Source organism: Prosthecobacter gellanilyticus (assembly GCF_007992435.1).
Classification (GTDB): domain Bacteria; phylum Verrucomicrobiota; class Verrucomicrobiia; order Verrucomicrobiales; family Verrucomicrobiaceae; genus Prosthecobacter; species Prosthecobacter gellanilyticus.
Window position 1 is genome coordinate 26,889 of the sequence record NZ_BKAG01000033.1, and the last position, 23,987, is coordinate 50,875.

The 23,987-nt window shown below is 61.6% G+C and carries 9 protein-coding genes; 8 read left to right on the forward strand and 1 reads right to left on the reverse strand.

Features of this window, described 5'->3' with window-relative positions:
• Nucleotides 1-61: 61 nt before the first annotated feature.
• The 4 genes from BGE01nite_RS19570 (at nucleotide 62) to BGE01nite_RS19585 (ending at nucleotide 11,614) form a co-directional block, all read left to right on the forward strand.
• Nucleotides 62-7,276, forward strand: a complete 7,215-nt coding sequence (locus BGE01nite_RS19570; RefSeq protein WP_146852786.1) for a DUF1800 family protein — start codon at nucleotides 62-64, stop codon at nucleotides 7,274-7,276.
• A gap of 47 nt (nucleotides 7,277-7,323) precedes the next feature.
• Nucleotides 7,324-9,105 (forward strand): DUF1501 domain-containing protein, encoded by a 1,782-nt coding sequence (locus tag BGE01nite_RS19575; RefSeq protein ID WP_146852788.1) that lies wholly within the window; start codon nucleotides 7,324-7,326, stop codon nucleotides 9,103-9,105.
• Between the two features lie 237 nt (nucleotides 9,106-9,342).
• Nucleotides 9,343-11,172 (forward strand): hypothetical protein, encoded by a 1,830-nt coding sequence (locus tag BGE01nite_RS19580; RefSeq protein WP_146852790.1) that lies wholly within the window; start codon nucleotides 9,343-9,345, stop codon nucleotides 11,170-11,172.
• An 85-nt stretch (nucleotides 11,173-11,257) separates the two neighbouring features.
• Nucleotides 11,258-11,614: a hypothetical protein gene (locus tag BGE01nite_RS19585; protein WP_146852792.1), complete on the forward strand. Its 357-nt coding sequence runs from the start codon at nucleotides 11,258-11,260 to the stop codon at nucleotides 11,612-11,614.
• A gap of 224 nt (nucleotides 11,615-11,838) precedes the next feature.
• Here BGE01nite_RS19585 and BGE01nite_RS19590 read toward each other — a convergent pair whose 3' ends face one another.
• Nucleotides 11,839-13,461: a peptide chain release factor 3 gene (locus tag BGE01nite_RS19590; RefSeq protein WP_146852794.1), complete on the reverse strand. Its 1,623-nt coding sequence runs from the start codon at nucleotides 13,459-13,461 to the stop codon at nucleotides 11,839-11,841.
• Between the two features lie 132 nt (nucleotides 13,462-13,593).
• Here BGE01nite_RS19590 and queF point away from each other — a divergent pair, with 132 nt between their 5' ends.
• The 4 genes from queF to BGE01nite_RS19610 all read left to right on the forward strand — a co-directional run bounded on the left by queF (nucleotide 13,594) and on the right by BGE01nite_RS19610 (nucleotide 23,868).
• On the forward strand, nucleotides 13,594-14,034 hold the full coding sequence (gene queF, locus BGE01nite_RS19595; RefSeq protein ID WP_146852796.1) for a preQ(1) synthase: 441 nt from the start codon (nucleotides 13,594-13,596) through the stop codon (nucleotides 14,032-14,034).
• 26 nt (nucleotides 14,035-14,060) lie between these two features.
• Nucleotides 14,061-14,717 (forward strand): 7-cyano-7-deazaguanine synthase QueC, encoded by a 657-nt coding sequence (gene queC, locus BGE01nite_RS19600; protein WP_146852798.1) that lies wholly within the window; start codon nucleotides 14,061-14,063, stop codon nucleotides 14,715-14,717.
• A 183-nt stretch (nucleotides 14,718-14,900) separates the two neighbouring features.
• On the forward strand, nucleotides 14,901-22,472 hold the full coding sequence (locus BGE01nite_RS19605; RefSeq protein ID WP_170266906.1) for an autotransporter-associated beta strand repeat-containing protein: 7,572 nt from the start codon (nucleotides 14,901-14,903) through the stop codon (nucleotides 22,470-22,472).
• Between the two features lie 28 nt (nucleotides 22,473-22,500).
• A complete protein-coding gene (locus BGE01nite_RS19610) occupies nucleotides 22,501-23,868 on the forward strand; it encodes a c-type cytochrome domain-containing protein (RefSeq protein ID WP_146852801.1) in 1,368 nt (455 codons plus the stop codon).
• Nucleotides 23,869-23,987: the final 119 nt, after the last annotated feature.

The window sequence follows — 23,987 nt, forward strand, 5'->3', positions numbered from 1 at the left end:
TTTAGGTATTTTTGCGCGAAATTCGCAGCCTTTTTAAACCCCCTGGCTGTAGCCGCTCACCATGGTCTCACGCATTCGCCTTCTCTTTGCACTGCCCGCCGCCCTGCTCCTCCTGGGCTTCACGGTGCCTGCTGCACAGGCTCAGATCGTCGACAACTACTCCACGGGCCCTGGCGCTGGTTCGCCTGATGGGCTGGATGACCTTTGGCAATCCGTGTACAACGGCTGGGGCCTCGCTCCCGGTGGTGATGCGGACTTTGATGGATGCATCAACTCGGACGAGTGCATCGCTGGAAGCAATCCTTGGAAGGCCAATGATTGCCTGAAGGTCGGCAACATGGTGATCGGCGGCACCAACATCATCATGTATTTCGAGGCGAAGAAAGGGAAGGAGTATCAAGTCTGGGAGTCCACCTCACCTGGCGGACCTCTGCCCGGTGAGCCGGGCAGCTTGTGGGTGGAGAAGACCGGCGTCTCAAAGATCGCCGCCGCAACTGCCACGGACAGTCTGGTGTTTCCGAAGCCCGCTGGAGCGAGCCGGTTTTACCGCATCGAGTCCAAGGATCATGATGCTGATGGTGATGGTGTGTCTGACTGGGCTGAGGACAAACTGGGCAGCAATCCCAATCTGCCCGCGAGTCCTGGGAATGCCTCGGGTGGTGCAGCGAGCGACCTCGAGACCATGAAGTCTCTGCTCTCCCTCACGGCCACGCCTGGCGTGACGGAAGCTTATGAGAAGGAAGGCACGAATGCCACGATCCAGCTTCAGCGCAGCTATGGCAGCATGCCGCTGACCGTGAACTTGAGCGGTGCTGCTGGAGCAGAAGGCACCACCAAGGGCAGCGCGAGCGCCGGCGATTTCATCTTCAAGAATCTCGCGGGCGTCACCACGAACTCGGTGACGCTGCCTGCGAATCAAGGTGTGAGCGCACCTTACACAGTGGCCAGGGTGGGGGCGGCGCTGGACAGCACAGAAGAGGTGCCTGAAGCGCTCAAGGTGAAGGTGGCCCTGCCGGGAGTGCCGGAAGGTCTGGCGGGCCCCGAAGCCACGGTTTCCCTGAAGGATGCAGATCCCAACAACACCGCCAACCGCAAGCTCTACGTGGCTTTCCTGGGGCGTGAGGAGAGCGTGATCTCCACCGCTTCTGGTTATGCCACGGCGCTGGTGGATGGTGACAACAGCCGCGCCAGCATCGGCATCGTCTTCAACAATCTCTCGTCCGAGCAAAACACCGCTTACATCCGCGTGGGCAATGACCTCGAGATCCTGCCGCTGCCCCTCGGCCAGGTCGCCGGCGCCAACTGGAACATCCGCGCCGCGCAGACGGAACTCACGGACCAGGCCATGCTGGACGCGCTGAAGAACGGCGAGCTCTACGTGTCCATCACCACGGCCAACAATCCGGTCAGGGAGATCTTTGGTTATTTCAACCGGGCCACTGGCTCGGAGGTCTTTGACAATGGCCGCTCAGACCTGGAGGAGCCTGCCCTCGGCAGCGCCACCTGGCCGGTACCCACGGGAGATGCGTTGGAGCGCGAGATCTGGCGCTTCATGTCCCAGGCCACTTTCGGCGGCACCACAGAGCTCTACACCCAGATCCGTGCTCTTTGTGATCAGAAGATCTCAACGGGCGGCACCTATCTGGATGGTCTGGAAGCCTGGCTGGACAAGCAGATCGATCCTGTACAGACACCGAGCATCAATCTGCGCAAGCTGGTGATGGCCGCGGACATGGAAGAGTTCCTCCTGCGCGGCAACAAGCCCATCAACTACAGCAACAACTCGCAGTACAACGGCGCCACCTACGGGGTGAGCTACGTCAACGGCATGCCGATGGCGAACACCACCGTCAACACCAATGCGAACAATGCCACCTACCCGCAGTACAGCAACAACCGCCGCGAATGGTGGACCCTGGTCACGCAGGCCCCGGACCAGCTCCGCCAGCGCATGGCTCATGCGCTGCATCAGATCTGCGTCATCTCAGAGCGTGATGCCACAGTGGCCGCCTGGCACTATGGCGCGGCCAACTACTGGGACATGCTGGCCGAGGGTGCCTTTGGCAAATACCGCACGCTGCTGGAGAATGTCTCGCTGAGCCCGATGATGGGTGTCTACCTCACCAGCGTGGCCAACCGAGCCACCTATGAATCCAGCCCGGGCTCAGGCCTGTTCATTAGTCCGGATGAAAACTATGCGCGTGAGATCATGCAGCTCTTCTCCATCGGTCTTGTGCTGCGTCATCCAGACGGCTCCCTCCAGCTCAGCAGCGAGGGGCTGCCCATCGCCACCTATGACAACAACGACATCATGGAGCTGGCCCGAGTCTTCACCGGCTTCTCGTTTGGCGCACGTCATGGCACGGTGCGGGCGCAGGTCTACAGCAGCCCGGGCGGCACCACCACCTCCGACCAGAGGATCTCCCCCTCGGTCTATCTGAACGGCACGAACAACAACATTTGGTTCGGCCGCGACAATGGCCATCTCTACTGGCAGGCATCCTGGATCTACCCGATGAAGGTCATGGGCCGCATCGGCACGACGGTGTATCATGACTTCGCCGCCAAGACGCTGCTCAATGGCAAGCATGGCAGCCTCAGCCTCGCGGCGAAGACGGTGAACAATGGCTCTCCCTTCACTCCTGCCGCTGACTCCACCACGCATGACTGGGCTTATGCGGATGTGAAGCTGGCGCATGACTGCCTCGCCGGAGATGCGGCATCTCCCACCTATGGCAATGGCACGGAGAGCAGCCCGGGGCATACCAACACGCCGGTGAACATCAGCCGCTGGCTCATCCAGCGTCTCGTGACCTCCAACCCCAGCGCTGGTTACATTTATCGCGTTCAAAAAGCTTATCGTGACAACAACGGCCTTCTCGGCCCGGTGGCGAAGGCCATCTTGCTGGATCATGAGGCCCGCTCGCTCGCCATCGCGGACTCGCTGATCTCCCACGGCAAGATCAAGGAGCCTCTGGTGCACATGACCCAGATGCTGCGCCAGTTCCGCGCCTACTCCGGTGCTTCCGTGAATGTGCTGCGTGACATGGACCTGCCTTTCTCCAGCACGGACGCGCCCATGACCTCCGGCTATGAGGCCGCTGAAGTGGCAAAGTTCACCACGGCGAACGTCTCGGCTCCTTCGAAGCCCGCCGGCTGGCCCGCCGGTCCCTTCCGTTTCCGCATCGACAGCACGCGCAGCAGCCTGGTCCAGTCACCGCAGGATGCGCCCACGGTCTTCAACTGGTTCTACCCTGACTTCCAGCCTGCGGGCCGCTTTGCCCAGAACGGCCTCTTTGCCCCCGAGCTACAGATCGCCACGGAAGCCGCGGAGGTGGCCAAGGTGAATTTCCTTTATGGTTATACCTGGATGAATCTGGCGGGCATGAGCACCACGCCTGGGGTGAGCGGTGCCAACTTCATCTTCAGCAATGCGGCTGCCACCCCTGCGGCGCGCTTCTCCACCAATGGCGGCAGCAGCTTCCTGGGCTGGCCGGCCTCCATCACGCTGGACTCCACGAACTGGAACACCGGGGTGACCATCACCATGGTGCCGGTCAACAACGGCCAGTTCTCCCAGATGGCCAGCACCAACATCCGCTACTCGCTGAGTGGAAACGCTGTTGGTTATTCCGGCACGGCCACCTTTGCCACGCCGGTGACCTTCAATGAAAACGAAGTGCTGAACGAATCCCTCGTGGTGACTCACAGCAGCGGCAATGCCTGGGTGGCGGAGGGCATCTACAATGACACCTTCACGGTGAAGCTGAGCTGCCCGCCGATGGCCGGCGCCACGGTCACGGTGAACACCGGCGCTCAGAATGGCGAGGTGACGGTGACTCCAGCCGTGCTGAACTTCAACAGTACGAACTGGAACACGCCGCAGGTGGTCACGGTGGACGCTGTGAATGATAGTGATGCTGAAGACGCAGGCACGGGCAATGACATCGTGTCCCTGCTGGTCAGCAGCACTGCGGCGAACTGGTCCGGGCTTCCCGCCACCACCGTTCCAGTCGGAGTCACGGACAATGACGGCGGTGCGGATGTGCTCATCCGCCAGACGGTGGGGACCACCGCCACTCTCGATGGTGTCACGAATGTCGTCGAGACGACCAGCACCTCTGGAGCGAACACGGACAATTACTCCATCGTCCTGACCAAGGCGCCCACCGCAAACGTGGTGGTAAACATCGTGATCGCCGGCACCCAGCTCAGCGTCAACACGACACCGACCGGCACCACCTTCAGCAACACCACCACCACACGCACGTTCACCACAGCGAACTGGAATGTGGCGCAGAATGTGACGGTCCGTGGCAATGATGACAGCACTACGGAGCTCAGCCCGCATACCGGCGGCCTGACCCACACCATCACCACCACCGCGGGCGGTTACACGGCGGGCCTGCCGCTGCAGCCGATCGTGGGCAACATCACCGACAACGACGCCGCCATCGTGCTGGCGCATACGGATGGCGAGACACGGGTGGAGGAGCGCGGCATCACGGACACCATCACCGTCAGCCTGCGCAACGGCACGGTGCCTACCCAAAACGTCAGCGTGGTCCTGAGCTCCACCGCCGTGCGCTTCAGCGTGCCCGAAGTGATCTTCACTGCGGCGAACTACAATGTGCCGCAGACCGTCACCGTGACGGCGCTGGATGACAACATCGTGGATGGCCTGCATGCAGGCAGCATCATCGGCTACAGCAGCACCTCGGGCACTACCTACGTCGGCAGTGTCAGTGCCACCTTGCCGGTGACCGTTATCGATAACGACGACTCGCGTCTCCGCGTCATCGAATCCAATGGCAGCACGGTCGTGGGTGAGGATGGCTTGACGGACACCTATGACCTGGTGCTCAGCCGCGTGCCTGCCGCAGGCAGCACCACGACGGTCACGCTGACCGCGGCCAACGGCGCCGTGGTGTCTCCCACCACGCCGGTCGTCTTCACTGACGCCAACTGGAACATCCCTCAGACAATCACGGTCTCCACCAGCAATGATGGTTCGGCCGAGGCGCGTGCCATAGGCTCCGTCACGCACACCATGGTCAGCACTGATCCGGTCTATAACAAGGCCAACGCGCCGGTGGTGGTGGTGACGATCGATGACAATGATCCGCCGCTGAACGTGACGCTCACGAACTTCGCCACGAATGTGCGCGAGGCCGGCACTGTGGGCACAGGAGGCACGCCGAACATCTCCGACACCTTCACCGTGACTCTGGGCCGCGCTCCGGGCTCCACCACGCCCGTCACGGTGAGCATGAGCTACGGTCCGCAGTTCACGGTCACGCCTTCCACGCTCAACTTCACCAGCTCCAACTACACCGCGGCGCAAACCGTCACCGTGACCGCCGTGGATGATGCCGTTTCGGAGCCTGTGCTGCAACAGGCGCCCATCACCTTCGCCATCACCAGTGGTGATGCCTACTTCAACGGCGCGGCGAATCCTCCGGTGATGGTTTACATCACGGACAATGACACTCCGGGGGTGAGCATCGTCGAGAGCGGTGACATCACCCAGACCACGGAGGGCAACGCCACGCAGGACAACTACACGGTGGTGCTCACCCAGGCGCCGGCCGCCAATGTGGACATCGTGGTCAACGGCGGCAGCCAGTCGCTCCTCAGCAAGAGCGGCACACCGACTCTGTCCAGCGTGACGCTGAACTTCACGACCGCGAACTGGAGCACCGCGCAGACGGTGAACGTGCTGGCGGTCAATGACACCATCGGTGAGAGCGGCCGCATGCTGGCGCCGATCACCCACACCATCAGCACCTCGGATCCCAACTACAGCGGGATGGTCCTGCCAAGCGTGAATAATGTGATCACGGACAACGATCCTACGGCGGCCGCCTACCTGGTTCGTGTCATTGAATCAGGCGGCACCTCCGTGACTGAAAACGGCAGCACGGCCACGGACACGTTCACGGTGGCGCTCGGCCTGCAGCCTACCTCGGATGTGACGGTGACCTTCACCTCGCCTGACAACCAGCTTTCCCTCGTGGGGCTCAACTCCGTGACCTTCACGCCGACCAGTGGGCAGGCTGCTGCGAATGGCACCAGCGGCTGGAATGTTGCCCAGACCCTCACGGTCCGTGCGAATGATGACAAGATCATCGAACCCTTCCTGCATTGGGGCACGCTGAGCGCCACGGTGACCACGACCTCGCCAAACTATGCAGGCGTCACCACCATCCCGGTCGCACTCGTCAGCAGCCTGCGTGACAATGACGGTCCGTCCGTCATCGTGGCGCCTTCCGGCGGCAGCACGAATGTCACGGAAGTTGGCACCACGACGGATACTTACAGCGTGGCCCTCAGCCAGGCTCCCACCTCGAATGTGACGGTCTCCATCACACCGGATGCCCAGGTGACAGCCAGCGCCTCCAGCCTCACGTTCACCCCCGCGAACTGGGCAAATCCGCAGACGGTAACCCTCACGGCGGTGAACGACACGGATGCCGAGGCTGCGTCGCATCCCGGCATCATCACACATATGGCCACAAGCGGAGACTCACTCTTCAATGGACTGAGTGTGGCTTCGGTCACGGCCAACGTTTGGGACGATGACAGTCCCGGCATCACAGTCACGGAATCAGGTGGCAGCACCACGATCACTGAAGGCAACAACACCGGTGACACCATCCAAATCAAACTGAACACGCAGCCAGCTCCGGGCGAGGTGGTCACCATCACGCTGCATCCGCCGACTTATCTGGTGCCGGTGCCACAGCATGGCATGGCGGTCGGTTACTTCACCAATGACTACGGTGGCAGTTCCGAACGCGACAACATCGTCTTTGACTACACGGAGAGCATCGTGCTCTACCGCGATACTTTCTACAACAGCCTCACCGCTGCCTTTGGCGGCACCATTCCGGTGAACCTCGCCACGAGCACGGTTCCGGCGGACATCGCGAAGATCCAAAACGCCCACTGGGCAGCCAGCAAGATCACGGTGGACAAGCTGGACCTCTGGTTTTCCAACGGTTCGATGAAGGCAAACTGGCCGGTGCTCGTCGAGCCAAACGTGGCTCCGCCCACGCCGCTGCCGGCCTTCAATCCGCGCCAGGCCATCATCGATGCGGTCTATCGCCACAATGGTGGAACGAACAGCCCCTCCACCACGCGCTACATGGTGGTTTCTCCCTTCAATGCGCAGAACCCGCGTGGCAGCACCACACTGGATAACGAAATTTGCGACCGCATCCGCTGGGCCGCCTACATGTGCACGGTCGGTTCCACGGCCTTCGCCTCACATTGATTCCTGATTTTTAATTCCTGAATCCTGATTCAAACCGCCTTCACGCCATGAACATTTTCATCAGAAAGTCTGAAGACCGCTCGAAACCCAACCGTCGTGACTTCCTGCTTCAGACGGGCTGTGCCTCCATGGGCATCACCAGCCTGGTCAACACGCTGGCGCAGCTCAAGCTCACCGGGGCTGCGGCGGCGCAGAGCGCGGGAGATGACTACAAGGCGCTCGTCTGCCTTTTCCTCAATGGTGGCAATGACTCGAACAACCTTCTGATCCCGGCGGCTGGCAGCACGGCCCGCACGGACTACCAGAGCGGACGCGGTGTGCTTGCCGTCAGTGATGCCTCGTTCAATTACACGCCGGGGAATAACAATGGATACTTCAATGAGTCCACCGGCACGATCACCCTGGATCCGGTCACCTCCCGCCTCACGCCGACCAATGCCACGGTGGGCGGCACAAGCCAGTTTGACCCGCTCAGCCGGCCGGGCTACACGAATGGCAGCATGGCCCTGCATCCAGGCGCTTATCCGCTGAAGACCTTGTTTGAAAAAAGCGAGCTGAGCTTCTTCGCGAACATCGGCACGCTGGTCGGCACGCAGAACATCACGCGGGCGAACTTCAACACGCTGCCGGCAAGCACCAAGCCGCCGCAGCTTTTCTCCCACAGTGACCAGCAGACGCAGTGGCAGTCGTCCTTGCCCGACAGGCCTTTCTCCAGCGGATGGGGCGGTCGCGTGGCGGACATTGTTGCCAGCATGAACAGCGGGGACCTGGGGGTGAACGTCTCCATCGCCGGGGCGAACAGCTTCCTCATCGGCGGCAAGGAGCAGCCCTACTTCATGAGCTCTTCCGGGGCCGTCACCGCGCTCACGGGCTTCAGCGGCGGCAGTCCGAGCACTTCCTATGGTGGTGCGCTGCGGAACGCGGCCCTGCGCCCTGACTTCGTCAATCTCAGCGCGCCAGGGGCGAACAAGTACAGCCCTGCGGCGGCCTTGAACGGCGGCAGTGATCCTCTCAGCGGCACGAACTACGTCAACTCTTCCGCAGGCTGGCGCTTCCGTGCGCTGGAACAGATCATGGCGGCCAGCCATAACAGCCTTTTCGACAACGAATACGCGGAAACGCCCAAGAGCGCCCGCAATACGGAAGGCCTGGTCGGCACCGCGTTGTCCCAGACCGCCTCTCCGAACCCCACGCTGGATGCGCATTGGAGCAACTGGTTCCCCGGCGGCTTCGGCCAGACGGACCTGAGCAACCAGCTCAAAGTCGTGGCGCGCCTCATCGCGGGACGCAGCCTGCTGAGCAACAAGCGGCAGATCTTCTTCGTGCAGGTGGGTGGTTATGACACGCACACCTCCCAGATCCCGAGCACGGCAGTCAACCAGGGGCACTACAGTCTGGTGAACAATCTCAGCCGCAGCATCCGTGCCTTCCGGGACGCCATGGTGAGCCTGGGCATGTGGAATAATGTGATGCTTTTCACGGCCTCTGACTTCAACCGCACCTTCACACCGAACAAAAACGATGCCACAGGGGGCTCTGACCATGCCTGGGGCGGTCACAGCCTGGTCTGCGGCGGCGCGGTGAAGGGCCGGCAGATTCTCGGCCAGTTTCCGGATCTCACCGTCAATGGCGGCATCGACTGCACGGGCAACCGCGGCCGGTGGATCCCGACCACGGCGGTGGACCAGAAAGTCGCTCTCATCTCAAAGTGGTTTGGTGTGCCTGAAAGCAGGCTGACGGAGGTGGTGCCGAACTTCCTGCGCTTCATGCCAGACCTGAGCACCACCACGCTCCAGCAAAGGAACCTGGATTTTATTAACTTTGGTTGATTTTTTCTTGTTCCAAATAATGCGATGCGGTAGGTTTCCACAGCTTCTGCTGTGAGAGAGCCTTATTCCGAAATCGAACCCTTTTCGGAAGCCTGCCAGGGGGTGGTTTTTTGAACCCCGGGCAGGGTCGCAGGCTCAGAAAAGGTGTCTGTGTGATGCACAGGCGAACATCTTGTGAATAACTCTGCGCGACATCTCCGTATCGGTATTTCCAGTTTCTCTTCCCGACCACTTTTCATGCGCCTGCTCCCAGCCGCTTGCGCGGTTCTTCTGTTCTCATCCCCTCTGTTTTCTTCAGCCGCCGTGCTGGGGGATGAGTCGCGCCTTGTCTGGCAGCCTGTGCAGGAGTACTTCATCCATGTGCAGCCGGGGAAGAAAGCAGAGCCCGTGGAAGGCAAGCGCCGCCTGAACTCCTTCACCGCTTACACGCATCTGGGCACCGACTTTGGCTTCATGGGCCCGGCGGAGCACGACATCGAATGGCAGGCGGACGAGATCCGCGTGCATCTGGGGCAGGAGCCTGAGGCCTGGTCGGGCATGTGGCACAGCCTCGCCGGTCTGGCTCGCGAGTCGCAGAAGTCCCTGAACTTTGCCGCAGCGTGGTCGCCGCTGGTCGGCGCGAAGCACCAGCCGCGCATTGCCAGCGTGCGGGTGGACGTCAGCGGGCATGGCAAACTGAAGCTGGAGATCAAATCTGATCTTCAGGAACTGCTTTGGTCCACCTCTATCACGGTGGACGAGCCTTCCACGCGGCCCGTCGTGCTGCCAGTCTCGCCTCTGGCTTGCGGCAAGGCCAAGCTGCTCACCTGGATCGCGGAGCCGGGTTCGGAGCTCACCATTGAAAGGCTTCACCTCGGTGTGGAGACAGCGGGCGTGCCGTTTGACGAGCATGTGCTCGCCGCTTCGTATGCCAAGCTGGCGCGCTCCTATGATGAGAGCTCCGGCTTCGTGAAGGATCGTGCGCATCTGGAGGACGGCGCTTTCGAGTCCGTGGCTTCCACGGGGCTTTTCGCCCTGGCGACGGGGGTCTTGTCCCAGCCGCCTCTGCAGATTGTCAGCCCGGAGAAAGCCCGTGCCACCCTGAGGCAGATCCATGCGGCAGTGAAGGCTCTGGACCGCCCGCACGGAGTGCTGCCGCATTTCGTCCGCCGTGGTGCCACCGGTTACGTGGTGCATCCCGGCACGGAGTACAGCACCGTGGACACCGCCTTGTATTATCACTGCCTCCTGCTCGCCACGGAAATGCTGGGGGATGCGGAATTGAAGGCGGATGTCGTCTCATTGGTGGATCAGATCGACTTCACGGATCTCCGCCTGCCTGGTGGCGAGATCACCCACGGCCTGAAGGAAGACGGGCGCACCCTGCTGGCGCATGGCTGGGAAGACTGGGGCGGTGAGAGCGCGCTGGTGATGATGCTGCAAAACATCGTCGACGAGCATGCGCCGCGCCGGAAGATGGAACGTCCTGGCCAGGCCTGGCAGGGGACCGGATTCATCACGGAACTGCAGAGCCTGTTTTACCCCGACTTTGACAGCGATGTGCCGGATGCGCTGGACGGTGTGCGCTGGCTCACCGCGCGCCGGCGCATGCTGTCCACGCAGCGTGACTACATCACCCGCACCTGGCCGGGCAGCATGGCGGCGAAGATCGGCCTGTATGGCTTGTCAGCCGGTGAAGGCCTGTATGGCAACTCCTACCATGTCGGCGGTACTGATCTGCCAGACCAGGCGGTGATCCATCCGCACTACGTGCTCATGTCCGCCGCGCTGACAGAGCCTCGCGACACTTACACCGTGCTGCGCCGCATGGAGAAGGCCGGTCTTCTGCCTCCTTGGGGCATGGTGGAGGCAGCCTCGGTGAACGGGAAGAGTTACCTGCCCATGAACGGCTCCTTGAATGCAGGCTTCGAAACGCTCGGTGCCTATCACCTCCTGGCACGCAACCGCGGCATTCCAAACGCCATCTACAACGCCAGCCGCCAGTCCCCTGAGCTGCGCCGTGCTGTGCAGATCTTCTACCCCATCCAGGAGGGGGAGATGCCGGTGAGCCTGAGCGCCTCGGAGTGAGGCTCTTTGTGGGAAGCGGACTTTCCTGAGGGCTGACGTGTTTTTAGTTAGACAGAGGCTGCTAAACACACGATCAGGCCTCCTCATGATTCGAGTCCCTATTCAGAAAGAAAAGACAGGGAACGCGATTCTACTGATTCCGGTGGCTGCGCTGGCCGGCATGGTTGGGCTGGCACTCTTTTGGATGGGTGGTGCTGACCGGAGGAATGCCGATCAGATCGTTTCCAAGATCGAGGGTTATCGCCTTCATGAAGGCCACCTGCCCAATCCTGAGGATCAGCAGTTGATGAAGGCGTTGGGATTCAAGCCGGCGGCAGGATGGATCCCAGACTACGAGCCGTTGGACAGCTCCAGCTACCGAATCACCCTCCTCGGAGGTTTAGACGGTCCATTTTGGATTTACGAGTCCAAGCCCAGGGCATGGCGGTATGGCTATCCCTAGAGGTTAGGTCGGTTAGGTCGCGGAGCGTCCTGGAGTGCTCCAGTCCTCTGGAGCTTTTCGAAGAAGCGAGTGATGGGCGATTTTCCGGAGGCGAATGAACCTCAACTGACCTTCGCATTTGAATGATGCAAAGGTTATTGTTAGGCCTTCAAGAGCGCCGGAGGGCCGGCGCTCTCCAGGACGCTTCGCGATTATTCGGGGCTCTGGCGAGAGCTGCGGTCACTTCAGAACGGATAGGCACTGATCTCGAACTTCTCGCCGTTCTTGGTCTCGAAGTAGCCGGCGCTGACCTTGTCGCTGAAGAGGGCCACCCAGTTCCCGAAGGCATCGAGCGCGAGCGTGGTGTCATAGCTGGCGGCGAGGTTCGGCTTGGGCTTCGTGGTCTGGCCGCGCACAGGCTTGGGGGCGTCCTCGGGGTTCTTTTCACGAATCCAGCGGACGATGGTCCAGGGGGCGTATTCAAGGCGCACCTCAGCGCTGTATTCGCTCTCGAGGCGATACTTCAGCACGTCAAACTGCAGCGGACCCACGGCGCCGAGGAGAGGAATGCGAACGAAAGCATCTGGCAGCTCGAAGGGCTGGGCCACGCCTTCCTTCAGGAGCTGGTCGAGACCGTCACGGAAGCGCTTGAACTTCGCGGTGTTCTCATTGTGCAGATACGCGAAGCACTCCGGAGCGAAGCGGGGCATCTCGTCATACTTGATGTTAGGGTCGTCAGAGAGTGTGTCGCCGATCTGGAAGCCGTAGTTGCCCACAAGTCCGACCACATCACCTGCCCAGGCTTCGTTCACGGTCTCGCGCTCCTGCGCGAACAAACGTTGTGAATTGCCGAGGCGCATCTTCGTGCCGGTGCGCGTGTTCGTGGCGCTCATGTCACGCTGGAAGCAGCCGGAGACGATGCGGATGAAGGCCACGTGGTCACGGTGACGCGGGTTCATGTTCGCCTGGATCTTGAAGACGAAGCCGGAGAAGGTCTCTGAGTCAGGTTCGACGATGCGCTCGCCGACCAGGCGAGGCGCGGGAGTCGGCGCCATGGCGAGGAAGCTGTCCAGCATCATCTGCACGCCGAAGTTGTTCATGGCGCTGCCGTAGAACACAGGGGTGATCTGGCCGCGGCGGACTTTCTCCAGGGAGAACTCCGCGCCCACGCCATCGAGCAATTCCAGCTCTTCGCAGACACGCGCATAGACGAGCGGGGGCAGGGCATTGCTCACGCTTTCATCCTCGATGCCCTTCACATTCACCGGTGCACGGAACATGCCGCCGACGGTTCGTTCGAAGAGATGCACCTGATTGGACTGGCGATCAAAGACGCCTTTGAAGTCCACGCCATCACCGAGCGGCCAGTTCATGGGGCAGGAGGCGATGCCGAGCACCTTCTCCAGCTCGTCCAGCAGGTCGAGCGGCGGACGTGCCGGGCGGTCGAGCTTGTTCATGAAGGTGAAGATGGGCACGCCACGGCGGCGGCAGACCTCAAAGAGCTTCAGCGTCTGGCTCTCGATGCCTTTACCGGCATCAATCACCATCACCGCGGCATCCACGGCGGTGAGCACGCGGTAGGTATCTTCGGAGAAGTCTTTGTGACCGGGGGTGTCGAGCAGGTTCACCACGCAGTCCTTGTATTCAAACTGCAGCACCGTGGAGCTGACGGAGATACCACGCTGCTTTTCCAGCTCCATCCAGTCAGAGGTGGTGGCGCGCTGGTTCTTGCGCGCGGTGACGCTTCCGGCGAGCTGCACGGCACCGCCGTAGAGGAGCAGCTTTTCCGTGAGCGTGGTCTTCCCCGCATCCGGATGGGAGATGATGGCAAAGGTGCGGCGGCGGGCGACTTCAGAGGCAGCGGACATGAGCGGGGCAGGGCAGGGGCGGAAAAGGGGCGTGCTCCTTCGTCTCTCGGGCGGGGTTTCTCAAGCCCGGGATTTGCGCCCGGTGGACTGGCATGGTTGCGGCTGGGAGGTTCCCGGGCATACTGCACGCTCATGTCTGACACCAAGTCCTCCGATCTCTCCCTCCTCGGCCGTTCCGAGCACCGCCTGCCTGCCTCTCCTGACGAGGCCGCGCTGGAGACCTTCCCCAACCGCACCCCAGGCCGGAACTACACCATCCACCTCAGCCAGCCGGACTTTGCCTCCCTCTGCCCCGTGACCGGCCAGCCAGATGCGGCTCACATCGAGATCATCTACATCCCTGACACAAGCTGTGTGGAGACGAAGTCCCTGAAGTTCTACCTGGCCAGCTTCCGCAACCATGCCTCCTTCAATGAGGCGATCGTGAACCGCATTCTGGATGATCTGGTGAAGGCCTGCGCGCCGAAGCAGGCGATCGTGCGCGGCCGCTTTGTTCCCCGTGGCGGCATCCAGCTCACCTGTGAGGCACGCTTCCCGAACTTCGAAGGCACGCTGGAGATGCCGAAGCCCTGACCCCGATCTGATCTGCGACCTCCTTCATGAAGACTCTCGTTCTCCTCAGCGGCGGCATGGATTCGACGACGGCCCTCTACTGGGCGCAAAAGGAGCATGAAGTCGTGGGCGCGGTGAGTTTTGACTATGGCTCCAAGCACAATGCGAAGGAACTGGAGCAGGCTGCGTGGCACTGCCAGCAGTTTGGTCTGAGGCACGATGTGGTGGCACTGCCCTTCGTGAACGAGCTCTTCACCTCTGATCTGCTACAAAGTGGTGGCGAAATCCCTGACGGGCATTACGCGCATGAAAACATGAAGCGCACCGTGGTGCCGTTTCGCAATGGCATCATGCTCGCCATCGCCTGCGGGATTGCTGAATCACGTGAGGCGCAGGCACTTGTCATCGCGGCCCATGCAGGTGATCACACGATCTATCCGGACTGCCGGGAGCCCTTCATGCAGGCCATGGCTGACTCGATGCGCGAAGGCACGTATGCGCGGATTGAGCTGCTGCGTCCCTTCATTGCGATGGACAAGGCGGCCATCGCCAAGCTTGGTGATGAGCTCGGCATCGACTTCGCTCATACCTGGAGCTGCTACAAAGGCGGTGCCGTGCATTGCGGCACCTGTGGTACCTGCGTGGAGAGGCGTGAGGCGTTCGAGCTCGCAGGATTGCGGGACGTTACAAGATACTTACACTAAGAAAAAGGTGAGGCGGCCGGAGACTTCTGTAGCGGTATTGTGACTTGTGCTCGGACCGACGAAAACGTCTTCATGCGTTTCGTGTAGATTGTTAGGATCGCTTTTTCGATCTCAACAAATCCCCCCATGAAGATCCTTCGCCGACAGCGGATTGCGCTGACTTATTTGATGCTGGTTCTCACCGTGTCTTGGCAAGTTGGCCAGCCTTTGCGAGGGGCGACGATTCATTGGGACGGTAGTACCAGTGGAAGCTGGAATGATGCCACCAACTGGAATACTTTGCTGACGGGCGCAGGAACTGATGTGGCGGTGACCCCCGGAGATGATCTGGTCTTCACGACCTCGACCGGTGCGCTGAACTTCAGCCAGACGATCGACACGGGCGCGGCCCTGGCGGTGAACAGCCTGCTCTTCAATGCCAGTGCCACCACGGCCATCACCGTGGCGGCTGGCACGGCCGGAAGCAGCCTGACGCTGGGGGCCGGCGGCCTCACGCTGGACACGGGCACGGGAGCTCATGTGATCAGCGCGCCGATCACTCTCGGCGCAGCGCAGAGCTGGACGAACAACAGCGCGAATCTTTTCACCGTGTCGGGCAATGTCTCGGCGGGGACGAACCTCCTCACCGCGGCAGGCACGGGCAGCACCACGATCACGGGCATCGTTTCAGGATCCGGTGGCATCACCAAAAATGATGCGGGAACGCTCAGGCTGGATGGCGTGAACACTTTCACCGGCGTGACCACGCTGAATGCGGGGACCCTGATGGCCACCACAAGTGCGCAGGCGCTGGGCACGGGCACTGCTTCCCTGGTCATCAACGGCGGTACGCTGCATCTGGCGAATGACGCCAGCACCTCCTTCAGCCGCAATACCACCATCACTGCGGATGCCACGATTGTCGCGGACCGCCTGTTGAGCTCCACCTCCTCCATCACTCACACGCTGGGCACGCTGAGCCTTGCCGGGGTCACTCTGACCATTAACAAAGGTGCCAACATCACGAGTTCGGGCAATGGCCAGGTCACTTTCGGCGTCACCACTTTCACGGGCAGTCCCACGATCAGCCAGAATTCTCGTGGCATCATCCAGTTTGGGAACATCAGTGAGACCGGCGGCGCGCAGAGCCTCTCTTTGGCGGCAGGAAATGGTGCTAGTTCACTGGTGATTCTGAACGGCACGGGTGCCTGGACGGGTGGCACCATCGTCAATTCCGGCACCTTGCGCGCCAACGTGGCGAACTCCCTGGGAGCCAGCGGCAGCCTGACCACGGTGAATGCCGGGACCGTGGACCTGCGCAATGCCAGCTCCGCCGCCTCGCGAAACATCACTTATGCCGGCACGGGCACGCTGGCGCTCAGTAATGACTCAAGCACCACCTTCGCTGTGGGAACACTGCTGCAAGATGCTGGCACGCTCACCATTACCGCCCAAAGAGTCAACGCCAGCACCACCAACACCACCCACATTCTGAACGAGGCATTCACCCTGAATGGCAGCCTCATCCTAAACACGGTGAACTCCACTGCTCCGCAGCTGATGACGCTGCGCTTCCAGGGTGCGATCTCCGATGGCGCTGGAGTCAACAACCTGACGAAGACCGGCGGTGGTGCCGCCGTGATGGAGGCGGTGTCGAGCTATGATGGCCTGACCACGATCACTCAAGGCACGCTGCGGGTGGGCATTGCGAATGCGCTGCCTTTCGGCGCTGGCAAGGGAGATCTGACGATGAACCCTGCCAGTGGCAACACCGCCACGCTGGATCTCAATGGTTTCAACCAGACACTGAACGGCCTTTCAAGCAGCAATGTGGGAGCGAGTGACATCAACAATGCCGGTGTGGCGGCTGCCACGCTGACCATCGGCGGGAACGATGGTGTGGGCACATTCCTCGGCACCATCCAAAACACGGGCGGTGCGCTTTCGCTGGCCAAGATCGGCGCGGGCACGATCACTCTCTCAGGAACGGGTACCTACACTGGCACCACTTCGGTGAATGGCGGCATGCTGGTGGTCACACCGGGAGCGGTGGCCACGACCACCGGACTTTCGGTAGGCACCACGGGCAATGGTACTTTCAGCCTGGGTGCGGATGCCATCGGAGCTTTGCTGACCTTGCCTAACAATGCCAACCTGACGCTGGGCGGCGCTGCCAATGCAGGAACCCTGCATTTCCAGCTCGGTGCGGACACGGCGAGCTCCGACCGCATCTCACTCGGTGGAACCGGACTGATCAGTGTGGGCGCTGGCGGTGGCTACATCAGCGGCACAGCGCTCAGCGGTTTCATAGCGGGCTCTTATGAGCTGCTCTCCGGGCCTAACAACATTGTCGGTGGAGCCAATTTTAAACTGGGCAACCTGCCCGGCGGCTTCACCTACTCGCTGGACTACACCACGGACCTGAAGAAGCTCAGCCTCATCGCCACGGCGGTGGCCGCCGGCACCTTGTACTGGCGTGGAGATGTGAACACTTCCTGGAACCAGTCCGTGGGTGGCAACACGAACTGGTCGAGCACGGCGAATGGCCTCACGGAGGCAGGTTACACGCCTGGCAAAGACACCACCGTGATCTTCTCCGCCACGAATGTCCCGTCCGGCCCGATCACGACGACGCTGGACAACAACTATACGATCGCGGGATTGCAGATTCTGAACTCGGTCACGGGTTCGTTCACGCTTGCACCTGGATTTCAAGGCAGCCTGGCAATCGGTGCCGGTGGCATCGACATCCAGGCTGGAGGTCCTGTGACAACGCTGATCAACATGCCCGTGGCGCTGACGGCGAATCAAACCTGGAGTGTGCCTGATTTGGGTAGCACGCTGGAGGTTCCTGGTGTGACCGGTTCTTTCGGCCTGACAAAGGCTGGCAGCGGCACACTGCGCCTCTCAGGTCTCAGCACCTACACAGGCACCACCCTTGTCAGCGGTGGTTCGCTGGAACCCACGATCGCGAATGCACTGAGTCCGAACTCCACGCATAGCATCTCCGCGGGCGCCACGCTGCGTCTGAGCGCTGCGGCGACCGCCATCGGCGGCCTGACAGGTGCAGGTGTGGTGGAAAATGGCAATGCCACGACTGGTCGCACGCTGACGGTGGGCGGCAACAATGCCAGCACCACCTTCAGCGGCACGCTGCAAAATGGTAATGCTGCCGCCCTGGCCATCACCAAGGTGGGCACCGGGACACTGACCCTCAGCGGCACCTCCACCTCCCTCAGCGGCACCATGACAGTGACAGGCGGGGTGCTGGATGTGACCGGCACTTTCGACAACACGACCGCCAGCACCAGCATCGGCAGTTCCGCCAGCGGACTGGCGGTGCTGCGCGCCAGCGGGCCCAGCCATGACACCAACACCCTCTCCATTGGCAACTCCGGCGGCTTCGGTGTGCTGGCCATCAATGGTGCCGATTTCGCGGTGAATTCCAGCGCAGCGAACGCCGGCACCACTCTGGCGACCTCCGCAAACGGCTATGGCGGCCTGTTCATGTCGTCGGGAGCCTTTTCCACACGCAGGCTGGACCTCGGCGCCTCGGGGACGGCAGGCACCTCGGTGGTGCAGATGTCTGGCGGCACTTTTGGTTGGACGGAATACGTCCTCACGCGCGGATCGAGATGGGAGTTGACCTTCAGCGGTGCCACCGCGGCACGCACGGACACGCTGAACGTCTTTGCCATTGGTGAAGGAACGAACAGCTTCGGCGCGCTGACCTTGATGGGAGGCTCCTTGGACAACGCCGGACAGGCCATTGCCTATGGGCGCACATCGACAGGCAACACCGGCACCTCAAGCACCAACCTGAACGCAGGCACGCTGACGACGAACAACTTCACGGTCAACGCGGCCAACTTCACGGCGGCTTACTTCAACTTCAACGGCGGCACGCTGCGTGCCAATGTGGATCATGCCACCTTCATGCCTGCGGGCATGACGGGTGTCTATGTCAACGGACCGTTTGGGAGTTTCACGGGCGGAGCCAACATCGACACGAATGGCAAGAACATCACCATGGCGGCGAACTTGCTCGCTCCCACGGGATCTGGTGTGAACTCGATCCCGCTGACGAGCGGTGGCAGCGGCTATCTCGGTGCTCCTTATGTGGAGATCACGGGTGGCGGCGGTGTGGGAGCCTCGGCCACGGCCAATGTGGACATGAATCCTGGCAGCCCTACCTTTGGCCAGGTCATCGGCATCACCATCACCAATCCGGGTGTTGGTTATACCTCCGCACCCACGGTGACCTTCGTCGGTGGCGGCGGCACGGGGGCCGTCATCGGCACAGTGACGACGGCGGTGAACAGCTCCGGTGGCCTAACCAAGAGCGGGACTGGAACGCTGGTCCTCAGCGGTGCCAATACCTACACGGGGCTCACCACCGTGAACGGCGGCACGCTTTCCGCCACGCCGGGTGCTGTGGCGAACAGTTCCGGACTCCGGGTCGGCCTCACGGGAAATGCGGCGTTTGACCTGTATCAGGACGGTGTCGGCGCGGCGCTGAATCTGAGCGCAAATGCGAGCCTCATCCTCGGCAGCGCCAGCACTTCAGGCGCGCTGGGTTTCCAGCTTGGCACCACACGGGACGTCATCAATCTGACTGGCAGCGGCGTGTTCACCATCAATGCTGGCGGCGGCATCATCAACGCGCTGCCGCTGGCAGGCTTTGGAGCTGGCAGCTATGACCTGGTGACCAGCGCGAATCCCATCGTGGGAGGTGCGAATCTTCAGTTAGGCAGCCTGCCGGGCGGCTTCACTTACAGTCTGGACTACACGTCCAACCCGAACGTGCTGAAGCTCGTGGCATCCGTGGCAGCAGCAGGTGATCTGTTCTGGCAGGGAGACCTCAGCACCTCCTGGCTCACAGCCTTGTCCGGCAACACCAACTGGGCCAGCAACAGCACAGGCACCACGGAGGCTGGCTTCAGCCCTGGCAGCACCAACACGGTCAACTTCAGCGCCACCAATGCGGGGGCGTTGCCGATCAATACAACGTTGGATGCGGCGTTCAGCATCCAGGGACTGAGGTTCCTGAACTCGGGCACCGGACAGGTCACCATCGCTCCTGGGTCGGGTGGCAGCCTCACGGTGGGAAATGGCGGCGTGCAAGTGCAGACCGGGGCACCTGCGGCGACAGTCATCTCAGCGCCTGTGATCCTGGGCGCTGCACAAACCTGGAACGTGGCTGACAGCGGCAGCCAGTTGAGCGTCACGGGAGTGGTGAGCGGCGGCCCTGGCAACTCCACCCAGGCTGCGCCGGGGAGCAATGTGTGGCTGACGATCACGGGTGGCGGCAGTGTGAGTTTTGGCAATACCGGCAACACCTTCACCGGGGACATCCTGGTGGATGGAGGCACCTTCGTCGTGGACAGCCTTCGTGACTGGGGATCTGTCACGATCGCCAGCACGGATTCCCACTCCGTCATTTTGGACAATGGAGGTCTGCTTCAGGTCACGGCATCCCTGAATCCTGGCGCGACGACGACCACCACCTACAACCTCGTCAAAGTCAACGCCGGTGGCGGCAGGGCGGATGTGGCTGCCGGGGTGACACTGACTTTGGATGATGTGGGTCAGCTCTATGGCAGCGGCCCCTTCACGAAGTCAGGACTCGGCACCTTCGTTCTTCGCAATCAGAACACGTTTGCCGGCACGCTGGACATCACGGCTGGCCTGCTCCAGATGAGCGGCACCACAGCTTTTGGTCTGAACACAGCGGGCACGACCATCCGCTCCGGGGCCGCCTTGAACATGGCCGGTCAGACGCTCGTGGACACCGAGCCGCTGACGGTTTTCGGCACGGGTCTGGCGGCGGCGCCTGCGGGTGTCATCACCAACACCTCCAGCACTTCGGCCACTTTCCCCGGCCCGATCACGCTGGGCAGCAACAGCACCTTCGGTGTTTCGAGCAGCGGCAGCCTCACGCTCCCAGGTGTGATCAGCGGTGCCTTCGCGGTGACCGGGAACAGCAGTGGCTCCGGTGCGGTCGTCCTGTCAGGCAACAATACTTTTAGTGGAGGTGTCGTCGTTGATGCGGGCATCTTGCGCGGTGTGGGTGTCAGCCCTGCAGGCACCACGGTGGCGCCCACGTCGGATCCTTTCGGTTCCAACACCATCACGCTGAATGGCGGGACCCTGGACATCCGTGACAATGCGGATGGAACCTCAGGCACCCAAACGCTCACCTATGACAACCCGGTGGTCCTCAATGCCAGTGCCACGGTCACCGTGAACCGGCTTTCGGGTTCGGGCCTGACGAAAATCATCCGCCTGGGGCATCTTATCACCGCTGCTGACATCACCTTCACCAGCACGAACAGCAACGACTACCAGCAGTATTACAACGGCTCCGGCAGCAACATCAACACGATGCTGGGCAATCTCACGATCAACGTGAATGCGGAGACAACCACCTTTGCCAACGCCGGGTCCACCACAAGCAGCACGAATGTATCCCTCACCGATGGTGCGGGCAGCTACAAGCTGACCAAACTCGGCGGTGGCTCGCTGACGCTGGGGCGCACCACCATTGATGCGCTGCAACTGGACGCGGGCACCGTCAACCTCAACAGCGCCGGGAACCTCTTCCCCTCTGGCGTGACGGTGAACGGTGGCACGCTGGTGGTAAACAACTCCAACGGTGTGCTCGGAGCGGGCACTTCCCCGGATGTGCAGGTGAATGGAGGCATCGTCCAGCTCCGCAGTGCCACGGCGGCCCAGACCGTGGGCCTGGACTACAATGCCAATGCCACGCTGGACCTGCGTAACAATGCCTCGACCACCTTCCAGGTGGAAAGCGTGGTCCTGGCCCCTGCGGTGGATACTTTCACCTTCAACGTCAACCGCACAAGCGGCACGGGCACCGGCTTCACGGAGACTTTCCAGGGGCCTATCACGACTCAGAGCGCCATCCAGTTCAACGTGACGGGAGCCAACGGTTACTTTGCTGCCATCAACGCCAGCAGCACCCTCAGCCTCGGAGGCAACATCGACTTCAACACCAGCACGGCGAACCTCGCCATGGCAGGCGTGATCAACGATGGAGCTTCAAGCTTCTCGGTGACGAAGAGCGGTGTGGCCACCATGACGCTTTCCGCAGCCAACGTCTACGATGGCGGCACCAACATCAACGACGGTGTGCTGCTGGTGGCCAACACCACTGGCTCTGCCACGGGCACGGGTGTCGTCACGGTAGCCGCGACCGCGATCCTTGGAGGCACGGGCATCATCGCTCCCGGCAGTGGCAATGCGGTGACGGTGAATGGCACCTTGCAGGTCGGTGGTGCGGCACCTGCGGCAGGGCAGACGCTGACGATCGCCACGAATGCCGCGGCCACGACGATCAACAATCTGCTTACCTTTGATCTCTTCTCGGGTGAAGGTTCCGGGACGCTCAATGCCATCACCACGGCGGACCGTCTGCTTTTCACGGGCAACTCGAACGGAGCTTCCGTGACCCTGGGCGCTTCCTCCGTGCTTGGCATCACCACCAGCATCGTGGGTGGATGGGCGTCTGGCTCCTCCTGGCAGCTCATTGACTGGGCCGGCCTCACGCCGAGCGGCACTTTCTCGAACCTGAACTCCACCATCGGAAACTTTGCCAACCTGCCGGATCTCTCGACGCAGAACCTCGCCTGGGATGTGTCCGCCATCTACACGACAGGGGTGGTGTCCATCGTGGTCGTCATTCCGGAGCCTGGCAGGGCCGTGCTGCTGCTCCTGGGCCTGCTGGCGCTGTTCATGCGTCGTCGTCGTGACTGATCTGCGCGCGTGGAAGCGTTAAGGGGAGGTGAGATTCCTCCCCGCTGGATTGTTCCTGTTTTGCTGCCTGCCTGCCGCCACTGCGGCGCCGGTCTCTTTTGCCCAACAAATAGTGCCGTTGCTGGTGGGCCAGTGCGTGGAGTGTCATCGCGCGGAGAAGGCGAAGGGCGGGTATCGCCTCGATACCTTTGAGCAGCTTTTGAAAGCGGGCGACAGTGATGAAGTGCCGCTGGTCGCGGGCAAGCCGGAGGAGAGCGAGCTCTATGAGCTCATCTCCACGCATGAGGAAGATGACCGCATGCCGAAGAAGGCAGATGCGCTGCCGGAGAAGGAGATCGCTCTCGTCCGGCAGTGGATCCTCGAAGGCGGGAAGTTTGACGGCCCGGATGCGAAGGCTGCGCTGGCGACTCTGCTACCGCAGAAGGAGGTGCAATCCCCTGAGAAGTATCCGCGACCGATCCCCGTCACCGCGATGGCGCTGAATGGGGATGGCAAGGTGCTGGTGACCAATGGCTATCATGAGGTGCTCTCCTGGGATCCTGAGACGGGCAAGATGCGCGGGCGCATCGCGGGAATGCCGGAGCGAGTGCTCGGTCTCAGCTTCATCAAGGGAGGGCCGCTGCTGGCGGTGGCTGGAGGCAGCCCCGGACGCAGCGGCGAGGTCTGGCTGGTGAACTACGCCAGGCCTGCTGAGCGCAAGCGGCTGGCTCAGCTGCGTGACTGCGCGCTGAGCGCCGTGAGCACGCCGGATGGCTCTGTGCTCATCACCGCGGGCGCGGACAATCGCGTGCGCGCCTTTGCACTACCAGAAGGCAAGCCAATGTGGGATCTGGAGGCGCATGCGGACTGGATCTTGAGCCTCGCCATGAGTCCGGATGGCAGGCATGTGGCCAGTGCCAGCCGCGACCGCACGGCGAAGGTCTTTGATGTGAAGACCGGCACGGTGGAGGGAACCTTCAATGGGCATGAGGTGGCTGTGCTGAGCGTGGCCTTTTCCCCTTCAAGTGACCAGATCATCTCCGGAGATGCGAATGGTGAGATGCATCGCTTCAAGCCGGATGGAGAGGGTGTGAAGGACACCACCATGAGCCCCGGTGGCAGGTCTGAAGTGCTCGGGCTTGGTTTCTTGAACACGGAGCTGCCCGTCGCCGCCTTGGGAAGCGGTCTCGTGATCTCCATGGATCCGAAGACACGGAAGAAAAAAGACGTGCTGGCGCAGCATGATGACCGCCTAACCAAGATGTGCATCGGTGGTTCCCTGGAGCTTCGCCGCCTGATCACTGCCAGTCATGATGGCTGGGTCCGCATCACCGAGCTAACCAGCCCGGCTGGAGGCCTGCCAGGGCCGCTTCAGATCAAAGAGACACGGCGTTTCATCGCCAGCCCGGGATGGTGACTTTTCTGGAACGACCCGGTCTGTGCCAGGAAGCCGCCGAACCGAAAGAGTGGCAAGAAAGTTAAAATTGGCTGTAATTTTGCAGGCCGCCGATGCAGATACTTAGGATGTCGGGCAAT